Genomic DNA, 23,766 nt, shown 5'->3' with positions numbered 1-23,766 from the left:
CTTCGTTCCGTCCTTGTGATGTACTTTGCGCGTCCTGCGCTTCGTCCATGGAAAGAAGATTAACTTCGGATCCAATTTCGGGAAAGACGGCAATCGTCACCACGTCATGTAAGCAAATGCTTACATGACCCATTTACCTCAGAACTGCTCCGCATCCAGAAGGTACAGGGACTCGCTACCGGCCTTGACCGACGCGCACAGCGACTGCAAACGCGGCAGCAGACGGGCGAAGTAGAAGCGGGCGGTGCCCAGCTTGCTGGCGTAGAAGTCTTCTTCGCCCTGCTTTTCCTGCGCCGTACGCGCCATCAATGCCCACATGTAGGCGTAGGCGACATAGCCGAAGGCGTGCAGGTACTCCACCGAAGCAGCACCGATCTCGTTGGGATTGCCCTTGGCCCGGTCGAGGACCCAGGCGGTCAGCGCGTCGAGGTCGTCCAGGGCGGCATTCAGCGGTTTGACAAATTCACCCAACTCGCTACCGGCGCTGGCGGTGAAATGGCGGATCTCGTCGGCGAACAGTTTGTAGAAGGCGCCACCGCTGCCAACCACCTTGCGGCCCATCAGGTCGAGGGCCTGGATGCCGTTGGTGCCTTCGTAGATCTGGGTGATGCGCACATCACGCACCAGTTGCTCCTGGCCCCACTCGCGGATGTAGCCGTGGCCGCCGAACACCTGCTGGCCGTGCACTGCAGCTTCCAGGCCGAGGTCGGTGAGGAAGGCCTTGGCCACCGGAGTCAGCAGCGCCACCAGGTCTTCGCCGCGCTTGCGGGTCGTGGCGTCTTCGCTGTACTTGGCGGTGTCCAGTTGCATGGCGACGTAGGTGGAGAAGGCGCGGCCGCCTTCGTTCAGGGCCTTCATGGTCAGCAGCATGCGGCGCACGTCCGGGTGGACGATGATCGGATCGGCCACCTTGTCCTTGGCCTGCGGGCCGGTCGGCGAACGGCTTTGCAGGCGGTCACGGGCGTATTCGATGGCGTTCTGGTAGGAGCGCTCGGCCGAGGCCAGGCCCTGGATGCCGACGCCCAGGCGCTCGTAGTTCATCATGGTGAACATCGCCGCCAGGCCCTTGTTCGGCTCGCCGACGATATAGCCGACAGCTTCGTCGAAGTTCATCACGCAGGTGGCCGAGGCCTGGATGCCCATCTTGTGCTCGATCGAACCGCAGGTGGCCGGGTTGCGTGCGCCCAGGCTGCCGTCGGCGTTGACCAGGAACTTCGGCACCAGGAACAGCGAGATGCCCTTCGGCCCCGCCGGTGCGTCCGGCAGCTTGGCCAGTACCAGGTGGATGATGTTTTCGGTGAGGTCGTGTTCGCCGCCGGTGATGAAGATCTTGGTGCCGCTGACCTTGTAGCTGCCGTCAGCCTGCGGCTCGGCACGGGTGCGGATGATGCCCAGGTCGGTACCGGCATGGGGCTCGGTCAGGCACATGGAACCGGCCCAGACACCGGCGTACATGTTCGGCAGGTACTTTTCCTTGAGCTCTTCGCTGGCGTGGGCGTTGATCGACAGGCATGCACCGGCGGTCAGCATCGGATACAGGCCGAAGGCCAGGCTCGACGAGTTGACCATTTCCTCGACCTGGGCCGAGATCACCTTGGGCATGCCCATGCCGCCGTATACCGGGTCGCCACCGACGCCGACCCAGCCGCCTTCGGCGTAGGTCTTGTAGGCGTCGATGAAGCCGGCCGGGGTGCGCACGCTGCCGTTGTCCCAGTGGCAGCCTTCCTCGTCGGCGGCGCGGCTCAGCGGAGCGATGGTCTTGCCGGTGACCTTGCCGGCTTCTTCCAGCACCGCCATGGCAGTGTCTTCATCCACCGCGTCGGCCAGTCCGGGCAGGGCTGCCCACAGTTTCGAGACTTCGAAGACTTCGTTGAGGACGAAGCGCATATCGCGCAGCGGCGCTTTGTAGTCAGCCATGGCAACCTCTCACACCTTGAGTCGTGGGCAGTCCTGGACGGACCGTTAACGTAAGGCCAGAAGTGTAACCGAACAACTTTTGCGACACATAGGGTCATCTAGAGACCGAGCAGTCAGTTTTGGTCACGCCACACGCATGGCCCCACGGCGCTCCTTCTGACCGTGGCTCATCACGCAGTTGCGCCCGGCGCCCTTGGCGCTGTAGAGCGCCTGGTCGGCGGCTTTCAGCACTTCGTCGGGGCTGCGGTGCTCGGCCAGGCGCTCACAGGCGCCGATGCTGATGGTCACCGACACGCTACCACCGCCTGCCGATCCGCGGCGCTGGCGGCCCTGCTGGTCGTCCTGCGGACGGCTCTCCTGATTGCGCAGCTGGATAGCGTAGTTGGCAATCATCTCGCGCACCGCTTCCAGGTGCGGAATGCACTCCTCGATGGTCTTGCCGGCGAACACCAGGGCGAACTCCTCGCCGCCGTAGCGGTAGGCGCGTCCGCCACCGGTGACCTTGTCCAGCTTGCTCGCCACCAGGCGCAGCACCTGGTCACCGACATCGTGGCCATGGGTGTCGTTGAATTTCTTGAAGTGGTCGACGTCGGTCATCGCCAGCACGTAGTTGCGGCCCAGACGCTGCATGCGCTCGTTCAGCGCGCGGCGTCCGGGCAGACCGGTCAGCTCATCGCGGAAGGCCATCTGGTAGGCCTCGTGGGACACCGCCGCGGCAATCATCAGCATCACCTGGCTGCACATGATGTTCAGGGTGAAGGGCAGGATGAAGGTCTGCGGCAACATCCAGAAGATGCCGATCAGACCGATGATCTGCGCCGCATGCAACGGCCGCGGCTCGCGCAAGTACTGCACCACCAGGACCACGAAGGCGAGGAAGAACACCGGGTAGGACATCTGGATCAGGCTCATCCATTGCCCGTGCAGGGCCGGCCAGCGGATCTCGGCCAGCCAGTTCAGCAACGCCTGCGGGTAGCTCTGCTCCAGGCCCAGCGCCACGCTGCCCACCGCCAGCAACACGGCGAAGCGCGCGACCATGTCCTGGAACAGGTGGGTGCGCTCCTGCCAGGCGCCGAACAGGGCGAACAGCATGGGCAGCAGCAGGCAGACCAGGTGGAACACCACCGCCGCGTCCTCGCGCACCCGACCGTGGTCGCGATAGAAATCGGTCTGGGTGTCGAGCAAGTAGTAGGCGATGTACACGGTGATCATCAGGAACAGCTCGCGCTGCCGGCGGTAAACCGCGCAGTAGGCGCCGCCGAGCAGCAGCACCAGGGTCGGCAGTACGTTGAACAGCGAGGTGAAGAACACCGACAGATCGCGCACGTAGGCGGCCGCGAGCCCGGACAGCAGGAGGAAGGCTCCGGGAAGGAAATGACTGACTTTTACAGCGGAAAAACGAAACAAGAGAACTCTCCGATCCAGCAGATCGATAATGTCATTGTGCCTTCACTGTATCGACAATGCACATGAATAGATAAATTTTTGGCGTCAATTTCTTTAACGGCAGCAAGGGGCTGGAGCTTGAAGCTCATTTGCTGGATCAATTGGAGAGATGTGTCGTCAATACCGGCCTCATCGCCGGCAACGCCGGCTCCCACAGGGCTCGCGGCGCCACAGTCCAACTTGTGGCCCTCAAGGTTTTCACAAGGCGAAAAAAAACGCCTGCCGGTGAGGGCAGGCGTTTTTCGCCGAAGCAGATGAATCAGTAGGACAGGCCGAAGTGCTCTTCGTCCATCGCCATCAGGTTGTTGGCACCGGACAGCATGGTGGCAACGTGAGTGCGGGTGCGCGGCAGGATGCGCTGGAAGTAGAAGCGCGCGGTCTGCAGCTTGGCGGTGTAGAAGGCTTCTTCAGTGGTGCCGGCAGCCAGTTTCTCGGCGGCCAGGCGGGCGATGTCGGCCCAGAAGTACGCCAGGCAGGCATAGCCGGAGTACATCAGGTAGTCCACCGAAGCAGCACCGACTTCCTCGCGGTCCTTCATGGCGGCCATGCCGACCTTCATGGTCAGTTCGCCCCACTCCTTGTTCAGCGCGGCCAGCGGCTCGACGAATTCCTTGACGGCTTCGTTGCCTTCCTGGGCCTGGCAGAACTTGTGCACGATCTTGGTGAAGCCCTTCAACGCTTCGCCCTGGGTCATCAGCACCTTGCGGCCCAGCAGGTCGAGGGCCTGGATGCCGGTGGTGCCTTCGTACAGCATGGAGATGCGGCTGTCGCGCACGTTCTGTTCCATGCCCCACTCGGCGATGAAGCCGTGGCCACCGTAGATCTGTACGCCGTGGTTGGCGGATTCGAAGCCGACTTCGGTCATGAAGGCCTTGGCGATCGGGGTCATGAAGGCCAGCAGTGCGTCGGCTTTCTTCTTCTCTTCTTCGTCCTGGCTGTACTTGACGATGTCCACCTGCTTGGCGGTGAAGTAGACCATGGCACGGTTGCCTTCGGCGAAGGCCTTCATGGTCAGTAGCATGCGGCGCACGTCCGGGTGGACGATGATCGGGTCAGCTGCCTTGTCCGGCGCTTTCGGGCCGGTCAGCGAACGCATTTGCAGGCGGTCGCGAGCGTATTTCAGGCCACCCTGGAAACCGACTTCGGCGTGGGCCAGGCCTTGCAGCGCGGTCCCCAGGCGAGCGGTGTTCATGAAGGTGAACATGCAGTTCAGGCCTTTGTTGGCCGGGCCGATCAGGTAGCCGGTGGCGGCGTCGAAGTTCATCACGCAGGTGGCGTTGCCGTGGATGCCCATCTTGTGTTCCAGGGAGCCACAGGTCACCGCGTTGCGCTCGCCCACGCCGCCTTCGGCGTTGACGTGGAACTTCGGCACGATGAACAGGGAAATGCCCTTGGTGCCGGCCGGTGCATCGGGCAGGCGGGCCAGGACGATATGGACGATGTTGTCGGCCATGTCGTGTTCACCGGCGGAGATGAAGATCTTGGTGCCGGTGACTTTATAGGAACCGTCGGCCTGAGGTTCGGCCTTGGTGCGCAGCATGCCCAGGTCGGTGCCGCAGTGCGGCTCGGTCAGGCACATGGTGCCGGTCCACTCGCCGGAGACCAGCTTGGTCAGGTAGGTGTGCTGTTGCTCGGCGGTACCGTGGGCGGACAGGGTGTTCATCGCGCCGTGGGACAGGCCCGGGTACATGCCCCAGGACCAGTTGGACTCGCCGACCATTTCGCTGATCGCCAGGCCCAGCGACTCAGGCAGGCCCTGGCCACCGTGCTCGACGTCATGGGCCAGGCTCGGCCAGCCGCCTTCGACGAACTGCTTGTAGGCTTCCTTGAAACCGGTCGGGGTCTTAACACCGGACTCGCTCCAGGTGCAGCCTTCCAGGTCACCGACGCGGTTCAGCGGGGCCAGTACCTGTTCACAGAACTTCGCGCCCTCTTCGAGGATGGCGTCGACCATGTCCGGCGTGGCGTCCTGGCAACCCGGCAGGCTCTGATAGTGCGCTTCGTAGCCGAGCAGTTCATCACGGACGAAACGAATATCACGCAAGGGGGCTTTGTATTCAGGCATAGCGATGAACCTCTGCTGATGAATCCTGGTTGTTGTAGAGAGACCACACCGACCAGCTCTGGCTTTGTACGAGAAGTGCCTACGCGACGATCATGCTGCGTTGAAAACAGGCTCGGAATGCTCATTTGCAACCAGCAAACTCCGCTTCCTCGCCCGTTTTCGCCTTGCCTGATCGCCGCGCAGACACTTCTCGTACAAACCCATGCCGGCTTCCGGTCAAACAGTTGTTTGAAACTTACGTTTAAGCCGAAAACTTGTCAAGCACCCCGCCGATGGCATTTCCGTCATCCCCCGTTTGTAGGAAGTCGCTACAAAAAGTGTAGAAAACACGCAGCCGAACGCCCGGCAAAATCGCCAAGGCGCTGATGAATAAAGGGTATCGAGGAAAGATGAAGCCTGAAGCGTCGCGCCTCAGGCGTAGGTGTCGATCAGGGTACCGAGCATTTCGTCCGATGCTTTGGCCACTTTGACACCGAGTTCGACCTGATGCTTGCCCATGGCCTGCTCGACGGTGGCGGTGGCCATGTCCATCTGCTGGCTGCGGTCTACGGAACGCAGGCGCTCGGCCTGGAAGTCGCTGGACTGGCTGGTGGCGGCGCGCTCGACAGTGTTGTTGGCGATCTGGCTGGCGGCCTGGTCGACCCGTTGCTGACCGGCCTGAATGGCGCCCAGGCCGGCATAGAATGCGGAACTGCCCGAGATTTCCATTTCAAAGACTCCAGAAAGAGGATGGCAATACAGTGGCCTATTGAAGCAGAGACGGGCGGAAATTGCCCTTTGAAAAGGCTAATGGCCTGGGGCCTTGCGATAGAGAGGCACTAGTGAAACAACACAAAACCCTGTGGGAGCTGGCTTGCCAGCGATTGGGCCAGACCTGACAACATCGTTGCTAATGCCGGCCTCATCGCTGCATGGGTATCTACACATCTCTATCAGGTACAACACGGACCCTGTGGGAGCGGCTGTTAGCCGGGACGCCGGACCGCGCGATCGGCGGCGAAGCCGTCGTAAAACTTGAGTCCCAGGTTTTCCTGACACACCGAGGGCACAGGTTTTATGGCCGCTTCGCGCCCAATCGCGGCTAACAGCCGCTCCCACAAGTACGCGGCGCGCATCATTTTGTGGTGATCTGAAGTTGTGTAGATACCCATGCTCATCGCTGGCAAGCCCACACAGGGTTGTTCACCAGTTTCCAGATCCGTTCAATCGAGAAGATCGATCTGCAAATGCTCCGCCACGGCCTCCGCCGAGACGATCTTCAGCTTCGGCACCCGCCCCAGGCACGGCGCCGGCAGGCGCTCGGCCAGGCTGGCGAGGTTCTCTTCCAGGCGCGAGGTCCGCGCATCGACGATATTGGCCACCCAGCCCGCCAGTTGCAGGCCATCCCGGGCAATCGCCTCGGCACTGAGCAGCGCATGATTGATGCAACCCAGCCGCACCCCCACCACCAGGATCACCGGCAGCTTCAGGGCCACGGCCAGGTCGGACAGATTGGCGTGATGGGACAACGGCACCCGCCAGCCACCCGCCCCCTCGATCAGGGTGAAGTCCGCCTGCTGCGCCAGCACCTCGCGCATCGGCCCGAGCAAACTCTGCACACTGAGTTCGACCCCGGCCTCCCGCGCCGCCAGATGGGGAGCGATGGCCGGTTCGAAGGCGAAAGGGTTGATGCGCTCATAAGGCAGCTTCAGCGTGCTCTGCGCCATCAATGCCAGGGCATCGCTGTTGCGCAGCCCCTTGGGCGTTACCTCGCAGCCCGAGGCCACCGGCTTGGCGCCCAGCGTGCTCAGCCCGGCCTGCTGTGCTGCATGCAGCAGGCCGGCAGCGATGGTGGTCTTGCCCACATCGGTGTCGGTTCCGGCGATGAAGTAGGCCGCAGTCATCTCACTCCCCTTCTGTCAGCGGCTTGCGCAATACCCCGTAGACCACCTGGTAGGTGGCCGGCAGGCCCGACGGCTGGCGAAACTGCTCGTAGGCCTGCAGCAGCCCTTGCATCCGCGCGCGTCCGGTCAGCCCGGCAGGGCGACCCGGATTGAGGTTGTGCGCACCCAGGGCCTTGAGCTCATGGGTCAGGCTGCGCACATCAGGGTAGTGCAACACATGGGGCTGTGCATGCAGATCGAGTACATCCAGGCCACTGTCGCCGCACAAGCGCTGGTAATCCTCGAAGCGGCGGAAGCGATTGACGTGCACCAGCCCGTCGACCGCCTCCCAACTGGCCCGCAGTTCATGCAGGGTGCCCACGCAAAGGCTGGAGAAAGCCAGCACGCCACCCGGTTGCAGCACCCGCCGCGCCTCGGCCAGTACCGCCCGGAAATCCGCACACCACTGCACGGCGAGGCTGGAGAACATCAGCCCGGCACACGCCTCGCGCAGCGGCAGGCGCTCGGCATCGCCGGCAACGTGATAGTCCGCACCACCGGCTTCGCGGGCATGGCGCAGCATGCCTTCGGCAATATCCACCGCCACCCCGAGTCCCTGGGCATAGCGCTGTTGCAACTGACGGCTGAAATGCCCGGTGCCACTGCCCAGGTCGACCCAGCAACGCGGCGCCAGATCCTCCGGCAACTGCGCCAGCAGATGGCCACCTACCGCCCGTTGCAGCTCGGCGACGCTGTCGTAGCTGGCGGCGGCACGGGAAAACGACGCCGCGACCTGGCGCTTGTCGGGCAAGGCGCCAGGCAGGCCCGGTTGGGATAGATCAGTCATCGCCACTCTCATGCAGGAAGGTCTTGATATTGGCCGCCAGCTCCTGTGGATATTCGAGGATGAAGGCGTGGGATGCGCCCTCGACCAGGCCCACTTCGACATCCGGCAGCCAGTCGCTCAGGGCCCGGGCGGCCTCGACCGGTACCAGCTCGTCGGCACCGGCGAACAGGTGCAGTTGCGGCCCGGCATAGGCCTGCAATGCCGCCCGGGTGTCCAGGCGACCGAGGACTTCCAGGCCTTTCACCAGCACCACCGGGTCGGTATCCGGAACGCCGATGCCCAGTTGTCGCAGCAGGCTGCGCGGCTCCTGCGCGCCCTCACTGCACAGCGACTTGAAGCGCTTCAAGGTCACTGCGGTGTGGCTGCGACAGCCGTCGACGAAGGTTTCGAAGGTGTCCAGCGGCATGCCGTCCGGCCAATCGTGGCGGGCGACGAAGCTGAGGTTGCTGGCAAAGGTCAGCAGGCCGCAGCAGTGATCACCACGGCGGGCCGCCAGCTCGGCAGCGAGCATGCCGCCCAGTGACCAACCGCCGAGCCAGGTGTCCTTGGGCAGGCGCCGGTCGAGTTCGTCGAGCCAGGCCTGCGGGTCATCGCTGACCAGTTCGGGCAGCGCCGCCAGTTCGACCCGGAGTCCGGCATCCTGTGCCCTCAGACTGGCCGCCAGCGGTTCCAGCGCGGCGCTGCCCAGGCCCCAGCCCGGCAGGAGAATCAGGTGGTTACGCATCGACAGGCTCCAGCAGCGGATAGCACTCGGCCAATGCATTCAACAATAGCTGGACCTGCGCGGCGCTGTGGGCTGCGGTCAGGGTCACCCGCAGACGGGCGCTACCAGCGGGCACCGTGGGCGGACGAATGGCGGTCACCAGCAGGCCACGCTCGCGCAGCATGCGCGACAGTTGCAGCGCGCGCCCGGCATCGCCGATCAAGATCGGCTGGATCGGCGTAAAGCTGTCCATCAGTTGCAGGCCGATTTCCTGGGCGCCACCGCGGAACTGGGCGATCAACGCCGCCAGGTGCTCGCGACGCCAATGCTCGTCGCGCAGCAGGGCCAGGCTTTTCAGGGTCGCGCAGGCCAGCGCCGGGGGCTGGCTGGTGGTGTAGATATAAGGACGGGCGAACTGCACCAGGCTTTCGATCAGGTCTTCGCTGCCGGCAACGAAGGCCCCGGCCGTACCGAAGGCCTTGCCCAGGGTGCCGACCAGCACGGGCAGTTCTTCGAGGCTCAAACCGAAGTGCTCGGCCACGCCACCACCGTTGCGCCCCAGGGTGCCGAAGCCATGGGCATCGTCGACCATCAGCCAGGCATCACGGGCCCGGGTGCGGTTGACCAGCTCCGGCAGGTCGGCGATATCACCGTCCATGCTGAACACCCCGTCGGTGACCACCAGGGTATTGCCCTCGGCCTTGGCCAGGCGGTTCTCCAGGCTGTCGGCGTCGTTGTGCAGATAGCGATTGAAACGCGCGCCACTGAGCAGGCCGGCGTCGAGCAACGAGGCATGGTTGAGGCGGTCCTGCAACACGGTGTCGCCCTGCCCCACCAGCGCGGTAACCGCGCCGAGGTTGGCCATGTAGCCGGTGGTGAACAGCAGCGCCCGCGGCCGGCCGGTGAACTCGGCCAGGGCCTCTTCCAACTGGTGATGCGGCGTACTGTGCCCCACCACCAGATGCGACGCCCCGCCGCCCACGCCCCAGCGCTCGGCGCCGGCACGCCAGGCGGCGATCACTTCGGGGTGGTTGGCCAGGCCCAGGTAATCGTTGCTGCAAAAGGCCAGCAGCGGCTGCCCGTCCACCACCACCTGCGGCCCCTGCGGGCTCTGCAGCAACGGGCGCTGACGGTACAGCTCGGCGGCGCGCCTCTGTTCGAGGCGCGCGCGAAGATCGAAGCTCATGCAGACCTCAGGCGGATGCGGCGTTGTAGAACAGCTCGCTGCTCTTCTGCTCGACCAGCGCCTGCTCGATGGCCGCCTGGTGCACCTCGTCGGCGTGCTCTTCGCGGGCTTCGGGCTTGATGCCGAGGCGGGCGAACAGTTGCATGTCCTTGTCGGCCTGCGGGTTGGCGGTGGTCAGCAGCTTCTCGCCGTAGAAGATCGAGTTGGCCCCGGCCATGAAGGCCAGCGCCTGCATCTGCTCGTTCATCTGCTCGCGACCGGCGGACAGGCGCACATGGGACTGCGGCATGAGGATCCGCGCCACCGCCAGCATGCGGATGAAGTCGAACGGATCGACCTCCTCGGCGTTCTCCAGCGGCGTGCCGGCGACCTTGACCAGCATGTTGATCGGCACCGACTCCGGGTGCTCCGGCAGGTTGGCCAGCTGGATCAGCAGGCCGGCGCGGTCGTCCAGCGACTCGCCCATGCCGAGGATGCCGCCGGAGCAGATCTTCATCCCGGCATCGCGCACGTAGGCCAGGGTCTGAAGACGCTCGCTGTAGGTGCGGGTGGTAATGATGTTGCCGTAGAACTCCGGCGAGGTATCGAGGTTGTGGTTGTAGTAGTCGAGGCCGGCATCGGCCAGGGCCAGGGTCTGGTCCTGGCTCAGCTTGCCGAGGGTCATGCAGGTCTCCAGGCCCATGGCCTTGACGCCCTTGACCATCTCCAGCACGTAGGGCATGTCCTTGGCCGACGGGTGTTTCCACGCAGCGCCCATGCAGAAGCGGGTGGAGCCGATGGCCTTGGCCCGGGCAGCTTCCTCCAGGACTTTCTGCACTTCCATCAGCTTCTGCTTGTCCAGGCCGGTGTTGTAGTGGCCGGACTGCGGGCAGTACTTGCAGTCTTCCGGGCAGGCGCCGGTCTTGATCGACAGCAGGGTCGAGACCTGGACGCGATTGGGGTCGAAATGCGCACGGTGCACGATCTGCGCCTGGAACAGCAGGTCATTGAACGGCTGCTGGAACAGGGCTTTGACTTCGGCCAGGGACCAGTCGTGACGAAGCGTTGCAGTTGTGCTGGCGCTCATGGGCGTTTCCTTGTTTAGGCTTGTATGCGCGCCGGGACCGGATTGCCCGCCAGCGCTTCACGGATAGCCCGCATAGTTAAGGAAGCCTCATGCGCTGTCAACTCACCAAGAAAACACTGGTCGACATCTGCTTAAATAACAACCAATCATGCTTGCTGTGCGATGAACCCGCCGAGCAGGCCCATCCCATCTGCACAGCCTGCGAAGGCGAACTGCCCTGGCTCGACGAACATTGCCGCATCTGTGCCCTGCCCTTGCCGATCAACGGCATGCTCTGCGACCTGTGCGCACGCCGACGCCCGGCGTTCAGGACGGTGGAAGCGCCCTGGCACTACGGTTTTCCGATCGACGCCCTGATCACCCGCTTCAAGCACCAGCGCCAGTGGCCACAGGGTCGGTTGCTGGCACTGATGCTCGGCAACCGCCTGGTCCATCGATTCGCCGAAGGGCTGCCGCGCCCGGCGCTGCTGTTGCCAGTGCCCATGTCGGCACAGCGCCTGCGCCGGCGTGGCTACAACCAGGCAGCGATGCTCGGCACATGGCTTGCCGCGCAACTGGCGATCCCCTGCGATGACCGCTTGCTCAGCCGCCCCCGCGACACCCCGGCACAGCAGGAACTGGACGCCCGCGCCCGCCGGCGCAATCTCAAGGATGCCTTCGCCATCACCCGTCCCGACGCCATCGACGGCCTGCACCTGGCCCTGGTGGACGATGTGCTGACCACCGGCGCCACCGCCCAGACCCTCGCCCGTCTGCTACGCGACGCCGGTGCAGCACGGGTCGACGTCTACTGCCTGGCGCGTACCCCGCGGCCCGGCAGTGCTTGACTTGGCGCAGGCAGGCGGGCACTTTCCTGCCGATCATCGTCAGCTTTCGTACCCGACCCCATGCCCTTGCCTACGCCCCTGTCCCAGCACATCGTCCGTCGTCCGCAACGTATCGCCTTGTTGCAGCACATTGATGAGCAAGGCTCCATCACCCGCGCGGCGAAAGCCGCAGGCATCAGCTACAAGGCCGCCTGGGATGCGATCGACGAACTCAACAACCTCGCCGCACGACCACTGGTGGAACGCAGCACCGGTGGCAAGGGCGGCGGCGGTGCCCGTCTGTCGGATGAAGGCCGGCGGGTCCTGCGTTTGTACCAGCGTCTGCAAATCCTCCAGGCGCAGATCCTCGAAGAAGCCGAGGACAGCAGCGACCTCGACCTGCTCGGCCGCCTGATGCTGCGCACCAGCGCACGCAACCAGTTGCATGGGCGGGTCAGCGCGATCCACCTGCAAGGCCGTAACGACACCATCGAACTGACCCTGGCCGGCGACCTGCGCATCCAGGCGCAGATCACCCACGACAGCACCCATCGCCTGGAACTGGAGATCGGCACCGCCGTGGTCGCCCTGATCAAGGCCGGCTGGCTGGAACTGGCGACCCGCGACGCTCCGGTACCCGCAGGCAGCAACAGCCTGGAAGCGACGATCGACGAACTGCAACCCGACCCGCAGGGCTCCAGCGAACTGCGCCTGAGCCTGGGCAGCGGGCAGATCCTGTGTGCCTTTGCCGAGCCGGAATGGCTGCGCACCCATGACCTTGGCGTCGGAAGCGTCGTACAGGTTCGATTCCTACCGACCTACGTTCTTCTCGGAACACCTGTCTGAATCCGGCCACAAAACTGTCATAGGGGCTGATTAAGGTGACTGCCACAAACCGCAGGAAGCCTGTCATGAACCTATTAGAAGAAAACCAGCAGACCGATCTCGAGCACCTGGTCGGACTGAGCCGTCGCCGTTTCATCGGTGCCGGCGCCTTGTGTGGAGCGGCGCTGTTTCTCGGTGGCAACCTGCTGAGCCGCAGCGTGCTGGCCGCCAGCGTCAGTGCCGCCGCCGGCAGCCCGTTGCTCGGCTTTAGCGCCATTCCTTCATCCACCGCCGACGGCATCAGCCTGCCCCCGGGCTACAAGGCTTCGGTGCTGATCAGCTGGGGCCAGCCCCTGCACGCCGACTCGCCGGCCTTCGACCCGTCCGGCAAGGGCACGGCCAAGGCCCAGGAAGTCCAGTTCGGCGACAACAACGACGGCATGAGCCTGTTCCCCTTCCCCGGCGATGACAACCGGGCGCTCATGGCGATCAACAACGAGTACACCAACTACCGCTACCTGTTCGATCATGGCGGCCAGCCGGCCAACGCCGAAGACGTGCACAAGGCGCAAGCCGCCGAAGGCGTGTCGGTGATCGAAGTGCAGCGCAAGAACGGCCAGTGGCAGTTCGTCCAGGGCTCGAAATACAACCGGCGCATCCACGGCAACACGCCGATCCGCCTCAGCGGCCCGGCCGCCGGCGATGCCTGGCTGCGTACCGCCGCCGACAACAGCGGTAGCAAGGTGCTCGGCACCTTCCAGAACTGCGCCAACGGCAAGACCCCATGGGGCACCTACCTGACCTGCGAAGAGAACTTCACCGACTGCTTCGGCAGCAGCGACGCGCAACAGGCCTTCGATGCCGGGCAGAAACGCTACGGCGCCTCGGTGACGGGCAAGGAAGTCGGCTGGCACCTGCACGATCCGCGCTTCGACCTGGCGAAGAACCCCAACGAATTGAACCGCCACGGCTGGGTGGTGGAGATCGATCCATTCGATCCGAAATCCACGCCGATCAAACGCACCGCCCTCGGCCGCTTCAAGCACGAGAACGCCGCCCTCGGCGAAACCCGTGACGGCCGCGCCGTGGTCTACATGGGCGACGACGAACGCGGCGAGTTCATCTACAAGTTCGTCAGCCGCGAGCGCATCGACCACAAGAACCCCACCGCCAACCGCAACCTGCTCGACCACGGCACCCTGTACGTGGCGCGCTTCGACGATGGCGACGGCAATCCGGACCATCCCAAGGGCAAGGGCCAGTGGCTGGAACTGAGCCACGGCAAGAACGGCCTCAACGCCGCCGCCGGCTTCGCCAACCAGGCCCAGGTGCTGATCCACGCGCGCCTGGCGGCCAGCCTGCTGAAAGCCACGCGCATGGACCGTCCGGAGTGGATCGTGGTCAGCCCCAAGGACGGCCAGGTCTATTGCACCCTGACCAACAACGTCAAACGCGGCGAGGAAGGCCAGCCGGTGGGCGGGCCGAACCCACGGGAGAAGAACGTCTACGGGCAGATCCTGCGCTGGCGCGAGACGGGCGACGATCACGGCTCGATGACCTTCGACTGGGACCTGTTCGTCGTCGCCGGCAATCCCGAAGTGCATCCGGGCGCGGCCAAGGGCGGCTCGGCCAATGTCACCGCGCAGAACATGTTCAACAGCCCGGACGGCCTCGGCTTCGACCCTGACGGCCGCCTGTGGATCCTCACCGATGGCGACTACAGCAACGCCGGGGACTTCGCCGGCATGGGCAACAACCAGATGCTCTGCGCCGACCCGGCGACTGGCGAGATCCGCCGCTTCATGGTCGGCCCGGTGGCTTGCGAAGTGACCGGCATCGCCTTCGCCCCGGACCAGAAGACCCTGTTCGTCGGCATCCAGCACCCGGGGGAAACCGGCGGCTCGACCTTCCCCGAGCACTTGCCCAATGGCAAGCCGCGGTCGTCGGTGATGGCGATCACCCGGGAGGATGGCGGGATCATCGGCGCCTGACTTGATGGCCCTATCGCCGGCATCGCCGGCTCCCACAGGGATCGCATCCGCCGCCGGCCCCTCTGGGAGCCGGCGTTGCCGGCGATGGGGCCATCAAATCCCCCACAAGCCTTGGAAATTGGACCTCTCCAGCAATCACCCCCTGGGTTACCATGCCGAATCGATGCGGCTCTTTTCTTGCCGCACAGCCGGAGTCGCGCATGTCCCACCCCTTCGACACCCTCACCCCCGACCTGGTCCTGGACGCCATCGAAAGCCAGGACCTGCTCAGCGATGCCCGGGTCCTGGCGCTCAACAGCTACGAAAACCGCGTCTACCAGGTCGGCATCGAAGACGCCGAGCCGGTGATCGCCAAGTTCTATCGCCCCGGTCGCTGGAGCGATGCCGCCATCCTCGAAGAACACGCCTTCACCGCCGAGCTGGCCGAGTGCGAAGTGCCGGTGGTCGCGCCACTGCTGCATAACGGCAAGACCCTGTTCGAACACGCCGGCTTCCGCTTCGCCCTGTTCCCCCGCCGTGGTGGCCGCGCGCCAGAGCCGGGCAATCTCGACCAGTTGTACCGCCTCGGCCAGTTGCTCGGCCGCCTGCACGCCGTCGGCGCCAGCCGTCCGTTCGCCGAGCGGGAAAGCCTGGCAGTGGATAACTTCGGCCACGCCTCGCTCGCTACCCTGCTCGAAGGCGAGTTCGTACCGAAGAGCCTGCTGCCCGCCTTCGAATCCGTGGCCCGCGACCTGCTCAAACGCATCGAAACCATCTACGCCCGCACGCCGCACCAGCAGATCCGCCTGCACGGCGACTGCCACCCGGGCAACCTGATGTGCCGCGACGAGGTGTTCCATATCGTCGACCTCGACGACTGCCGCATGGGCCCGGCGGTGCAGGACCTGTGGATGATGCTCGCCGGCAGCCGCGAAGAGCGCCTCGGCCAGTTGGCCGAACTGATGGACGGCTACAACGAATTCCACGACTTCGACCCGCGCGAACTGGCCCTGATCGAGCCCCTGCGCGGCCTGCGCCTGCTGCACTACAGCGCCTGGCTGGCGCGGCGCTGGGACGATCCGGCGTTCCCGCGCAGCTTCCCCTGGTTCGGCCAGGAGCGTTACTGGGGCGACCAGATCCTCGCGCTGCGCGAACAGTGCGCGGCGCTGGACGAAGAGCCCCTGAAATTGTTCTAGAAGCGGCAACCCGCCTGTCTACAATAGCCGCGCATTTAGCTAGCTAAGCAAGGATCCACAATGACTGCCGCCAACCCGCGTCGCGGGTACATCCTCGGCCTGACCGCCTACATCATCTGGGGCCTGTTCCCTATCTACTTCAAGCTGCTGCAAAGCGTTCCGGCGGTGGAAATCATCGTCCACCGGGTGCTCTGGTCGGCGCTGTTCGGCTCACTGTTGCTGCTGTTCTGGAAACACCCGGGCTGGTGGCGCGAACTGCGCGACAACCCGCGGCGCCTGGCGATCCTGGCCCTGAGCGGCTCGCTGATCGCCTTCAACTGGCTGACCTACGTATGGGCGGTGAACAACGGCCGCATGCTCGAAGCCAGCCTCGGTTACTACATCAACCCGCTGGTCAACGTGCTGCTGGGCATGCTCCTGCTCGGCGAGCGCCTGCGCCGCCTGCAATGGGTCGCGGTGGGCCTGGCGGCGCTGGGCGTGGCGCAGCAGGTGTGGCAGGTGGGCAGCCTGCCCTGGATATCGCTGGCCCTGGCCCTGAGCTTTGGTTTCTATGGCCTGATCCGCAAGCAGGCGCCTGTAGCGGCCCTGCCCGGTCTGGTAGTGGAAACCTGGATGCTGGTGCCGATCGCCATCGGCTGGCTGCTGCTCAACCCCATGGCCAACAGCGCCCAGCCGGAGTTCTACACCACCACCCAGGCGCTGTGGCTGATGGCTGCCGGGCCGGTGACCCTGGTGCCGCTGGTGAGCTTCAACGCCGCCGCCCGCCACCTGCCCTACACCACCCTGGGCTTCCTGCAGTACCTGGCGCCGACCCTGGTGCTGCTGCAGGCGGTCCTGCTGTTCGACGAGCATCTGTCGAGCAGCCAGTTGATCGCGTTCATGTTCATCTGGGCCGGTCTGGCCCTGTATAGCGTCGATGCCTGGCTGAGCTTGCGCAAACGCGCCTGATCAAAAAACGATCAAAACGCTACAGGCCACGCAGTTCGTGGCCTGTAGCGATATCTCCAAAGGTTATCCACACCCTCATCCCCGCGCTTTGTGCACAAGGCTCTGATTTCTGGCGATTTTTTGCTCAATCCTGGCAACGCCTTGATCCGCGTGGCCTGCAAGGCGGAGCCCCCAGCTTATCCACAGGGCGATCCCCGTGAAAACGGGATAAGTGGGTTGGGGATAACTACTCCTCAGGGCGCAGTTCCAGCTCCACCATCAGGTCATCGGCCAGTTCTTCGAGGCGCCCTTGCAGGCTGTCCAGGGCGAGCGTCAGCGGCACCGCCAGCAAGGCCTCGGCGTGGAACAGCGGCTCGCTGCTCATCGGTGCAGGACGCACATCGGTACTCAGGCGCTCGACGTTGACCCCCTGCTCGGCCAGCAGGCGGGTGATGTCGCGGACGATCCCGGGTCTATCATTGCCCACCAGGCTCATGGCAATCGGCTTCCAGGAGCAGGATGGCTCGATCCCGCTTTCCGCGATCAGCACGCGGATACCGCGCTCGCCCAAGGCCTGCAGGGCATCGACCAGTTCATCATGGGATTCCGCCGGCACGGCGATGCGCAGGATCCCGGCAAACTGCCCGGCCATGCGTGACATGCGGCTTTCCAGCCAGTTGCCGTTATGCTCGGCGATGGTTTGGGCGATACGCTCGACCTGGCCGGCCTTGTCGGCGGCAATGACGGTTAAGACAAGATGATTCACGCGGACGACCCTCTGCTGGAATACCCGTGGAAACGCCCGAGGCAGCGGGACGTCGGGAAAGTATAGGCAAGGCGCGGCAACCTGCCGCAGGGGACGGGAAAATCAAATCGTGTACTGTTTTAAGATTTATCTGGAACAATCCACACGTTTTTTGCGAACATATGCCCTCCCAGCGTGACCCCATGCGACCAAGCGGTCGCAGAACGACGTATTTAGTCTAATTTTCACATGCGCAGCGCATCATGTAGTATGCCGCGGCGTGGACTACAAAACGTTCCGATCGATGTCTGCCAAGCGCCTGTGAAAATGCGCAACCGCCCTCCAGCCAGCCTGGCGGGCCGCATCCAGTCGTCCGCGAGGGCAGCTTCGGTGCCGTGTTTAGAGAAGCGCGCAAGGCATAAATAGAAAAGCGATATAGCTGAGCAGAGTGAGGCAAGCAATGACTGAACACGTTCAAGTCGGTGGCCTTCAGGTCGCCAAAGTCCTGTTCGACTTCGTGAACAACGAAGCCATTCCCGGAACCGGCGTCAGCGCCGAGAAATTCTGGGCAGGTGCGGAAAAGATCATCAACGACCTCGCTCCAAAGAACAAAGCCCTGCTGAGCAAACGCGACACCCTGCAAGCGCAGATCGATGCCTGGCACCAGGCGCGCAAAGGCCAGGCCCATGACGCCGCAGCCTACAAGACTTTCCTCCAGGAAATTGGTTATCTGCTGCCAGAAGCGACGGATTTCCAGGTGTCCACCCAGAACGTCGATGAAGAAATCGCCGTCATGGCAGGCCCGCAGCTGGTGGTTCCGGTAATGAACGCCCGCTTCGCCCTGAACGCCTCGAACGCCCGCTGGGGCTCGCTGTATGACGCGCTGTACGGCACCGACGCCATCAGCGAAGAAGGCGGCGCCGAAAAGGGCAAGGGCTACAACAAGGTCCGCGGCGACAAGGTCATCGCCTTCGCCCGCGCCTTCCTCGACGAGTCCGCACCACTGGCCGCCGGCTCCCACGTCGACGCCACCCGCTACAGCATCGAAGGCGGCAAGCTGATCGTCGCGCTCAAGGGCGGCAGCAACAGCGGCCTGCGTGACGATGCGCAACTGATCGGCTTCCAGGGCCAGGCTTCCGAGCCGACCGGCATCCTGCTCAAGCACAACGACCTGCACTTCGAAATCCAGATCGACGCCACCACCCCGGTCGGCCAGACCGACGCCGCCGGCGTGAAGGACATCCTGGTCGAAGCCGCACTGACCACCATCATGGACTGCGAAGACTCGGTCGCTGCCGTGGACGCCGACGACAAGGTCGTGGTCTACCGCAACTGGCTGGGCCTGATGAAGGGCGACCTGGCGGAAAGCGTAAGCAAGAACGGCCAGACCTTCACCCGCACCATGAACCCGGACCGCGAATACACCGCGCCAAACGGTGGCACTGTCACCCTGCACGGTCGTTCGCTGCTGTTCGTGCGCAACGTCGGTCACCTGATGACCATCGACGCGATCCTCGACAAGGACGGCAACGAAGTGCCGGAGGGCATCCTCGACGGCCTGGTCACCAACCTCGCGGCGATGCACAACCTCAACGGCAACACCTCGCGCAAGAACAGCCGCAAGGGTTCGGTGTACATCGTCAAGCCGAAGATGCACGGCCCGGAAGAAGCGGCGTTCACCAACGAGCTGTTCGGCCGCATCGAAGACATGCTCGGCCTGCCGCACAACACCCTGAAAGTCGGGATCATGGACGAGGAGCGCCGTACCACGGTCAACCTCAAGGCCTGCATCAAGGCTGCCAGCGAGCGCGTGGTGTTCATCAACACCGGCTTCCTCGACCGTACCGGTGACGAGATCCACACCTCCATGGAAGCCGGCGCGATGGTGCGCAAGGGTGCCATGAAGGCGCAGAAATGGATCGGCGCCTACGAGAACTCCAACGTCGACATCGGCCTGGCCACCGGCCTGCAAGGCCGCGCCCAGATCGGCAAGGGCATGTGGGCCATGCCGGACCTGATGGCCGACATGCTGGAACAGAAGATCGCCCACCCGCTGGCCGGTGCCAACACCGCCTGGGTACCGTCGCCGACCGCCGCTGCCCTGCACGTGCTGCACTACCACAAGGTCAACGTGAAGGAGCGCCAGGCCGAGCTGGCCAAGCGCGCCCCGGCCTCGGTGGACGACATCCTGACCATCCCGCTGGCACCGGACACCAACTGGTCCGCCGAGGAGATCCGCAACGAGCTCGACAACAACGCCCAGGGCATCCTTGGCTACGTCGTGCGCTGGATCGACCAGGGCGTGGGTTGTTCGAAGGTGCCGGACATCAACGACGTCGGCCTGATGGAAGACCGCGCCACCCTGCGCATCTCCGCCCAGTTGCTGGCCAACTGGCTGCGCCATGGCGTGGTCACTGAAGCCCAGGTGGTGGAAGGCCTGAAGCGCATGGCGCCGGTGGTGGACAAGCAGAACGCCAACGACCCGCTGTACCGCCCGATGGCCCCGGATTTCGACAGCAACATCGCCTTCCAGGCGGCGGTCGAGCTGGTGGTCGAAGGCGCCAAGCAGCCGAACGGCTACACCGAGCCGGTGCTGCATCGTCGTCGTCGCGAGTACAAGGCGCGTAACGGCCTGTAACTGATGTACAGCCCAAGCAATGATGTTGCCTGGGCTGGCCCTATCGCCGGCAACGCCGGCTCCCACAAGGATCGCGTGCACCGCTGAACCTGTGGGAGCCGGCGTTGCCGGCGATGAGGCCCTCAGCAGCAACAACCCCCTCAGCTGATCCCCAGTTCCCGCCGCACCAACTCCATCAATTTCCCCACATCGATCGGCTTGAGCAGGAAATCCACCACGCTCAAATGCATCGCCGTGATCGCATCCTGCACTTCGGCATCGCCGGAAATGATGATGATCGGCAACTCCGCCCGCTCCGATCCGCGCACCTTGCCAATCAGCTCCAGGCCATCGAACGGCCCCATGCGCAGATCGGTGATCAACAACCCGATACGCCGGTCCTGCAGGATGGTCTGCAAGGCTTCACGGGCATTGGTCAGGGCCACGCACTCGATTCCCTCGGCATCGAGGTATTGGGCAAGCAGTTCACTGGCGTCCTCGTCATCGTCGACGATCAGCACTTTCAGCGGCCGAGGCGGCGGCGCGGTCAGTTCCGCAAGAGCCTCGCGCTCGGCATCGCTCAATAAATCGTCGTGGTCAGGCATGGGCATCTCATCGTTCCGGAGCACGCAAAGGGCTCGCTAAATCAATTTCAGACTGCAATCAAAGCGCTTGCAACCTGCATTTCGTCGGGCGGCTGGCAGCCTGCCTCTTTATAGACTTACGTCCAATGGGCACCGGGGTGCCCGCGACCGACCATGGGGGCAATAACAACAATCGGTTTCGCTGCACGAGACCCCAAGACGGTGCCGCTGATGAGCAAAATGGACGCGTTCGACCAGGCCGGTAAAACCGCGGTAATGCAGAACATCCAAGGGACCATGCAGTTCCTGCAACGTTTCCCGCCGTTCAACCAGATGGAGAACGCCCACCTGGCGTACCTGGTGGAACAGTGCCAACTGCGCTTCTATGCCGCCGGCGACAGCATCATCAAACCCGCCGACGGGCCCGTCGAGCACTTCTTCATCGTCAAGCAGGGCCGCGTAGTCGGCGAACGCACCCATGTGGTCAAGGGCGACACCGAAACCACCTTCGAAATCACCCGCGGCGAATGCTTCCCCCTGGCGGCCTTGCTGGGCGAGCGGGCCACCCGCACCGAACATATTGCCGGCGAGGACACCTTCTGCCTGCAACTGAACAAGGCCGCCTTCATCCGCCTGTTTGCCCTGTCCGATGTGTTTCGGGATTTTTCCCTGCGCGGGGTCAGCAGCCTGCTCGACCAGGTCAACCAACAGGTCCAGCGCCGTGCCGTGGAAACCCTCGGCAACCAGTATTCGCTGAACACCCGCCTCGGCGAGCTGGCGATGCGTCACCCTGTGGTCTGCACACCGCAGACCAGCCTGCGTGAAGCGGTGCGGATGATGGACGAGACCCAGGTCGGCAGCATCGTCATCGTCGATGAACAGCGCTTCCCGGTGGGCATCTTCACCCTGCGCGACCTGCGCCAGGTCGTGGCCCGGGCCGATACCGATTTCGACGCCGCCGTCTCCGGCCACATGACCGCCTCGCCCTTCTACCTCACGCCCCAGGCCAGCGCCTTCGACGCCGCCATCGCCATGACCGAGCGGCATATCGCCCACGTCTGCCTGGTGGAAGACCGGCGCCTGTGTGGCGTGGTCTCCGAGCGCGACCTGTTTTCCCTGCAACGGGTCGACCTGGTCCACCTGGCCCGCACCATCCGCAGCGCCGCGCGCCTGGAAAATCTGGTGGCGCTGCGCGGCGAGATCGGCCAGCTGGTGGAGCGCATGCTCGCCCATGGCGCCTCGTCGACCCAGATCACCCACATCATCACCCTGCTCAACGACCACACCGTATGCCGGGTAATCGAGCTGGCACTGGCGGAAAAGGGCGACCCCGGCGTGCCCTTCACCTGGCTGTGCTTCGGCAGCGAAGGCCGCCGCGAGCAGACCCTGCACACCGACCAGGACAACGGCATCCTCTTCGAAGCCAAGGACGCGGTGGAAGCCGCCGAGATCCGCGGTCGCCTGCTGCCCCTGGCCCAGCACATCAACCAGGGCCTGGCGCAGTGCGGCTTCAGCCTGTGCAAGGGCAACATCATGGCCAGCAATCCCGAGCTGTGCCTGTCGCGCAGCGAATGGGCGCGGCGCTTCTCCGCCTTCATCCGCGAGGCGACCCCGGAAAACCTGCTGGCCTCAAGCATCTATTTCGACCTGCGGGTGGTCTGGGGCGATGACCGTGGCTGCGAGCAACTGCGCCAGGGCATCCTCGAACAGGTCGCCGACAACCGCCTGTTCCAACGCATGATGGCCGAGAACGCGCTGCGCCAGAAACCGCCGGTGGGGCGTTTCCGCGAGTTCGTCCTGACCCGCAGCGGCAACGACAAGGCGGCGACCCTCGACCTCAAGGTCCAGGGCCTGACCCCCTTCGTCGACGGTGCGCGGTTGCTGGCCCTGGCCAATGGGGTCAGCGCCAACAACACCCTGGAACGCCTGCGCCAGCTGGTGGAAAAGGAAGTCATCAACCCGCTGGACGGCGGCGCTTTCGAGGAGGCCTACCACTTCATCCAGCAGACCCGCATGCAGCAGCATCAGATCCAGAGCCGGCACAACCTGCCCTACTCCAACCGCGTCGACCCGGACGACCTCAACGACCTGGACCGGCGCATCCTGCGCGAATCCCTGCGCCAGGCCCAGCGCCTGCAAAGCAGCCTGGCCTTGCGTTATCAGTTATGAGCCATCCGTCATGAGTCTGTTTGCCTGGCTGCGTCCCAGCCAACCCACCCTGGAAGACCCGCAGCGCGAGCGCCTGGCGCAACTGCCCGGCGCCCCGTTGCTCGGCGACCTGAGCCTGCGCCAGCAGCGCTGGGTCGTGCTGGACCTGGAAACCAGCGGCCTCAACGTCAACCGCGACCAGGTGCTGTCGATCGGCGCAGTGGTGATCGAGGATGGCGCCATCGACTTCAGCCAGCAGTTCGAACGCACCCTGCACCGCCACGACCACAAGCTGGCGCCCAGCGTACTGATCCACGGCCTGGCGCCGAGCGCCATCGCCGCCGGCTGCGATCCGGTGGAGGCGCTGCTGGACCTGATGGACTTCATCGGCGACAGCCCGCTGCTGGCGTTCCACGCCGGCTTCGACCAGCGCATGCTCGGCCGCGCGCTGAAAGACAGCCTCGGCTACAAGCTGCAGCACCCGTTCATGGACGTCGCCGAACTGGCACCGCTGCTCAACCCCGACGTGGTGCTGCGCGATGCCGGCCTGGACGACTGGGTCGCCCATTTCGGCCTGCACGTCGAGGAACGCCACAACGCCAGCGCCGATGCCCAGGTCACCGCCGAACTGGCGCTGATCCTGTTCAGCCAGGCTCGCCGCCAGTTGCTCGATAGCCCGCGCCAACTGGAGCAACGCCTGGCAGGATGGCGACGCAAGCGTCAGCAGCATCACGGCCTGTAATACCTTTCCCGGAAAACCGACGAGCAATCCGATGAGCGTTAATTGCACAGTGCCACATGCTCTGACACAATCGCGAATAATTCTCGTTAGTTAACACCTTCCGTTTCCGGGGAA

General features: G+C 64.3%; 20 protein-coding genes. 8 read left to right on the top strand and 12 right to left on the bottom strand.

From position 1 onward, the window contains the following. Nucleotides 1–138 precede the first annotated feature (138 nt). The 10 genes from ACODSK_RS08425 to bioB form a co-directional block, all read right to left on the bottom strand. Nucleotides 139–1,917, bottom strand: a complete 1,779-nt coding sequence (locus ACODSK_RS08425; RefSeq protein WP_489015318.1) for an acyl-CoA dehydrogenase C-terminal domain-containing protein — start codon at nt 1,915–1,917, stop codon at nt 139–141. Between the two features lie 123 nt (nt 1,918–2,040). Beyond that, nucleotides 2,041–3,324 (bottom strand): GGDEF domain-containing protein, encoded by a 1,284-nt coding sequence (locus ACODSK_RS08420; protein ID WP_489015317.1) that lies wholly within the window; start codon nt 3,322–3,324, stop codon nt 2,041–2,043. Between the two features lie 298 nt (nt 3,325–3,622). After that, nucleotides 3,623–5,428 (bottom strand): phenylacyl-CoA dehydrogenase, encoded by a 1,806-nt coding sequence (locus ACODSK_RS08415; protein ID WP_489015315.1) that lies wholly within the window; start codon nt 5,426–5,428, stop codon nt 3,623–3,625. A gap of 411 nt (nt 5,429–5,839) precedes the next feature. Continuing rightward, entirely contained in the window at nt 5,840–6,136 is a 297-nt protein-coding gene (locus ACODSK_RS08410) for a pyrroloquinoline quinone biosynthesis protein PqqE (RefSeq protein ID WP_458980188.1), read from the bottom strand. A gap of 257 nt (nt 6,137–6,393) precedes the next feature. Further along, complete coding sequence (locus ACODSK_RS08405; RefSeq protein WP_489015313.1) at nt 6,394–6,579, bottom strand: hypothetical protein; 186 nt, start codon at nt 6,577–6,579, stop codon at nt 6,394–6,396. 51 nt (nt 6,580–6,630) lie between these two features. Further along, nucleotides 6,631–7,311, bottom strand: a complete 681-nt coding sequence (bioD, locus tag ACODSK_RS08400) for a dethiobiotin synthase (RefSeq protein ID WP_489015311.1) — start codon at nt 7,309–7,311, stop codon at nt 6,631–6,633. Between the two features lies 1 nt (nt 7,312). After that, nucleotides 7,313–8,137 carry a malonyl-ACP O-methyltransferase BioC gene (gene bioC / locus ACODSK_RS08395; RefSeq protein WP_489015309.1) on the bottom strand — a complete coding sequence of 275 codons (825 nt, stop codon included), beginning with the start codon at nt 8,135–8,137 and terminating at the stop codon, nt 7,313–7,315. Then, on the bottom strand, nt 8,130–8,861 hold the full coding sequence (locus ACODSK_RS08390) for an alpha/beta fold hydrolase (RefSeq protein WP_489015307.1): 732 nt from the start codon (nt 8,859–8,861) through the stop codon (nt 8,130–8,132). Before ACODSK_RS08390 ends, bioC begins: the two co-directional genes overlap by 8 nt. Then, on the bottom strand, nt 8,854–10,026 hold the full coding sequence (gene bioF / locus ACODSK_RS08385; protein WP_489015305.1) for an 8-amino-7-oxononanoate synthase: 1,173 nt from the start codon (nt 10,024–10,026) through the stop codon (nt 8,854–8,856). Before bioF ends, ACODSK_RS08390 begins: the two co-directional genes overlap by 8 nt. Before the next feature lie 7 nt (nt 10,027–10,033). Next, nucleotides 10,034–11,092 carry a biotin synthase BioB gene (gene bioB / locus ACODSK_RS08380; RefSeq protein WP_489015303.1) on the bottom strand — a complete coding sequence of 353 codons (1,059 nt, stop codon included), beginning with the start codon at nt 11,090–11,092 and terminating at the stop codon, nt 10,034–10,036. Nucleotides 11,093–11,181: 89 nt separating this feature from the next. Between bioB and ACODSK_RS08375 the strand changes: the two genes are divergently transcribed. The 5 genes from ACODSK_RS08375 (at nt 11,182) to rarD (ending at nt 16,837) form a co-directional block, all read left to right on the top strand. Beyond that, nucleotides 11,182–11,919, top strand: a complete 738-nt coding sequence (locus ACODSK_RS08375) for a ComFC family protein (RefSeq protein WP_489015301.1) — start codon at nt 11,182–11,184, stop codon at nt 11,917–11,919. Nucleotides 11,920–11,979: 60 nt separating this feature from the next. Then, nucleotides 11,980–12,744: a TOBE domain-containing protein gene (locus ACODSK_RS08370; RefSeq protein WP_489015299.1), complete on the top strand. Its 765-nt coding sequence runs from the start codon at nt 11,980–11,982 to the stop codon at nt 12,742–12,744. 65 nt (nt 12,745–12,809) lie between these two features. Then, a complete protein-coding gene (locus tag ACODSK_RS08365) occupies nt 12,810–14,714 on the top strand; it encodes a PhoX family protein (protein ID WP_489015297.1) in 1,905 nt (634 codons plus the stop codon). Nucleotides 14,715–14,914: 200 nt separating this feature from the next. After that, nucleotides 14,915–15,889, top strand: coding sequence for a serine/threonine protein kinase (locus ACODSK_RS08360; RefSeq protein WP_489015295.1), 975 nt, complete (start codon nt 14,915–14,917; stop codon nt 15,887–15,889). 60 nt (nt 15,890–15,949) lie between these two features. Next, a complete protein-coding gene (rarD, locus tag ACODSK_RS08355; RefSeq protein WP_489015293.1) occupies nt 15,950–16,837 on the top strand; it encodes an EamA family transporter RarD in 888 nt (295 codons plus the stop codon). 226 nt (nt 16,838–17,063) lie between these two features. Here rarD and ACODSK_RS08350 read toward each other — a convergent pair whose 3' ends face one another. Then, nucleotides 17,064–17,582 carry a glycine cleavage system transcriptional repressor gene (locus ACODSK_RS08350; RefSeq protein ID WP_489015291.1) on the bottom strand — a complete coding sequence of 173 codons (519 nt, stop codon included), beginning with the start codon at nt 17,580–17,582 and terminating at the stop codon, nt 17,064–17,066. 439 nt (nt 17,583–18,021) lie between these two features. On the opposite strand from ACODSK_RS08350, the gene ACODSK_RS08345 reads away from it, so the two are divergent. After that, nucleotides 18,022–20,199: a malate synthase G gene (locus tag ACODSK_RS08345; RefSeq protein ID WP_489015289.1), complete on the top strand. Its 2,178-nt coding sequence runs from the start codon at nt 18,022–18,024 to the stop codon at nt 20,197–20,199. A 140-nt stretch (nt 20,200–20,339) separates the two neighbouring features. Here ACODSK_RS08345 and ACODSK_RS08340 read toward each other — a convergent pair whose 3' ends face one another. Continuing rightward, nucleotides 20,340–20,783 (bottom strand): response regulator, encoded by a 444-nt coding sequence (locus ACODSK_RS08340; protein ID WP_489015288.1) that lies wholly within the window; start codon nt 20,781–20,783, stop codon nt 20,340–20,342. Between the two features lie 210 nt (nt 20,784–20,993). Between ACODSK_RS08340 and ACODSK_RS08335 the strand changes: the two genes are divergently transcribed. Both ACODSK_RS08335 and ACODSK_RS08330 read left to right on the top strand, forming a co-directional pair. Further along, on the top strand, nt 20,994–22,931 hold the full coding sequence (locus ACODSK_RS08335) for a DUF294 nucleotidyltransferase-like domain-containing protein (RefSeq protein WP_489015286.1): 1,938 nt from the start codon (nt 20,994–20,996) through the stop codon (nt 22,929–22,931). 10 nt (nt 22,932–22,941) lie between these two features. After that, nucleotides 22,942–23,652, top strand: a complete 711-nt coding sequence (locus ACODSK_RS08330) for a 3'-5' exonuclease (protein ID WP_489015284.1) — start codon at nt 22,942–22,944, stop codon at nt 23,650–23,652. Nucleotides 23,653–23,766 lie beyond the last annotated feature (114 nt).

This window comes from Pseudomonas sp. FG98 (genome assembly GCF_057808595.1).
This window is presented reverse-complemented; position numbering and strand designations above follow the sequence as displayed.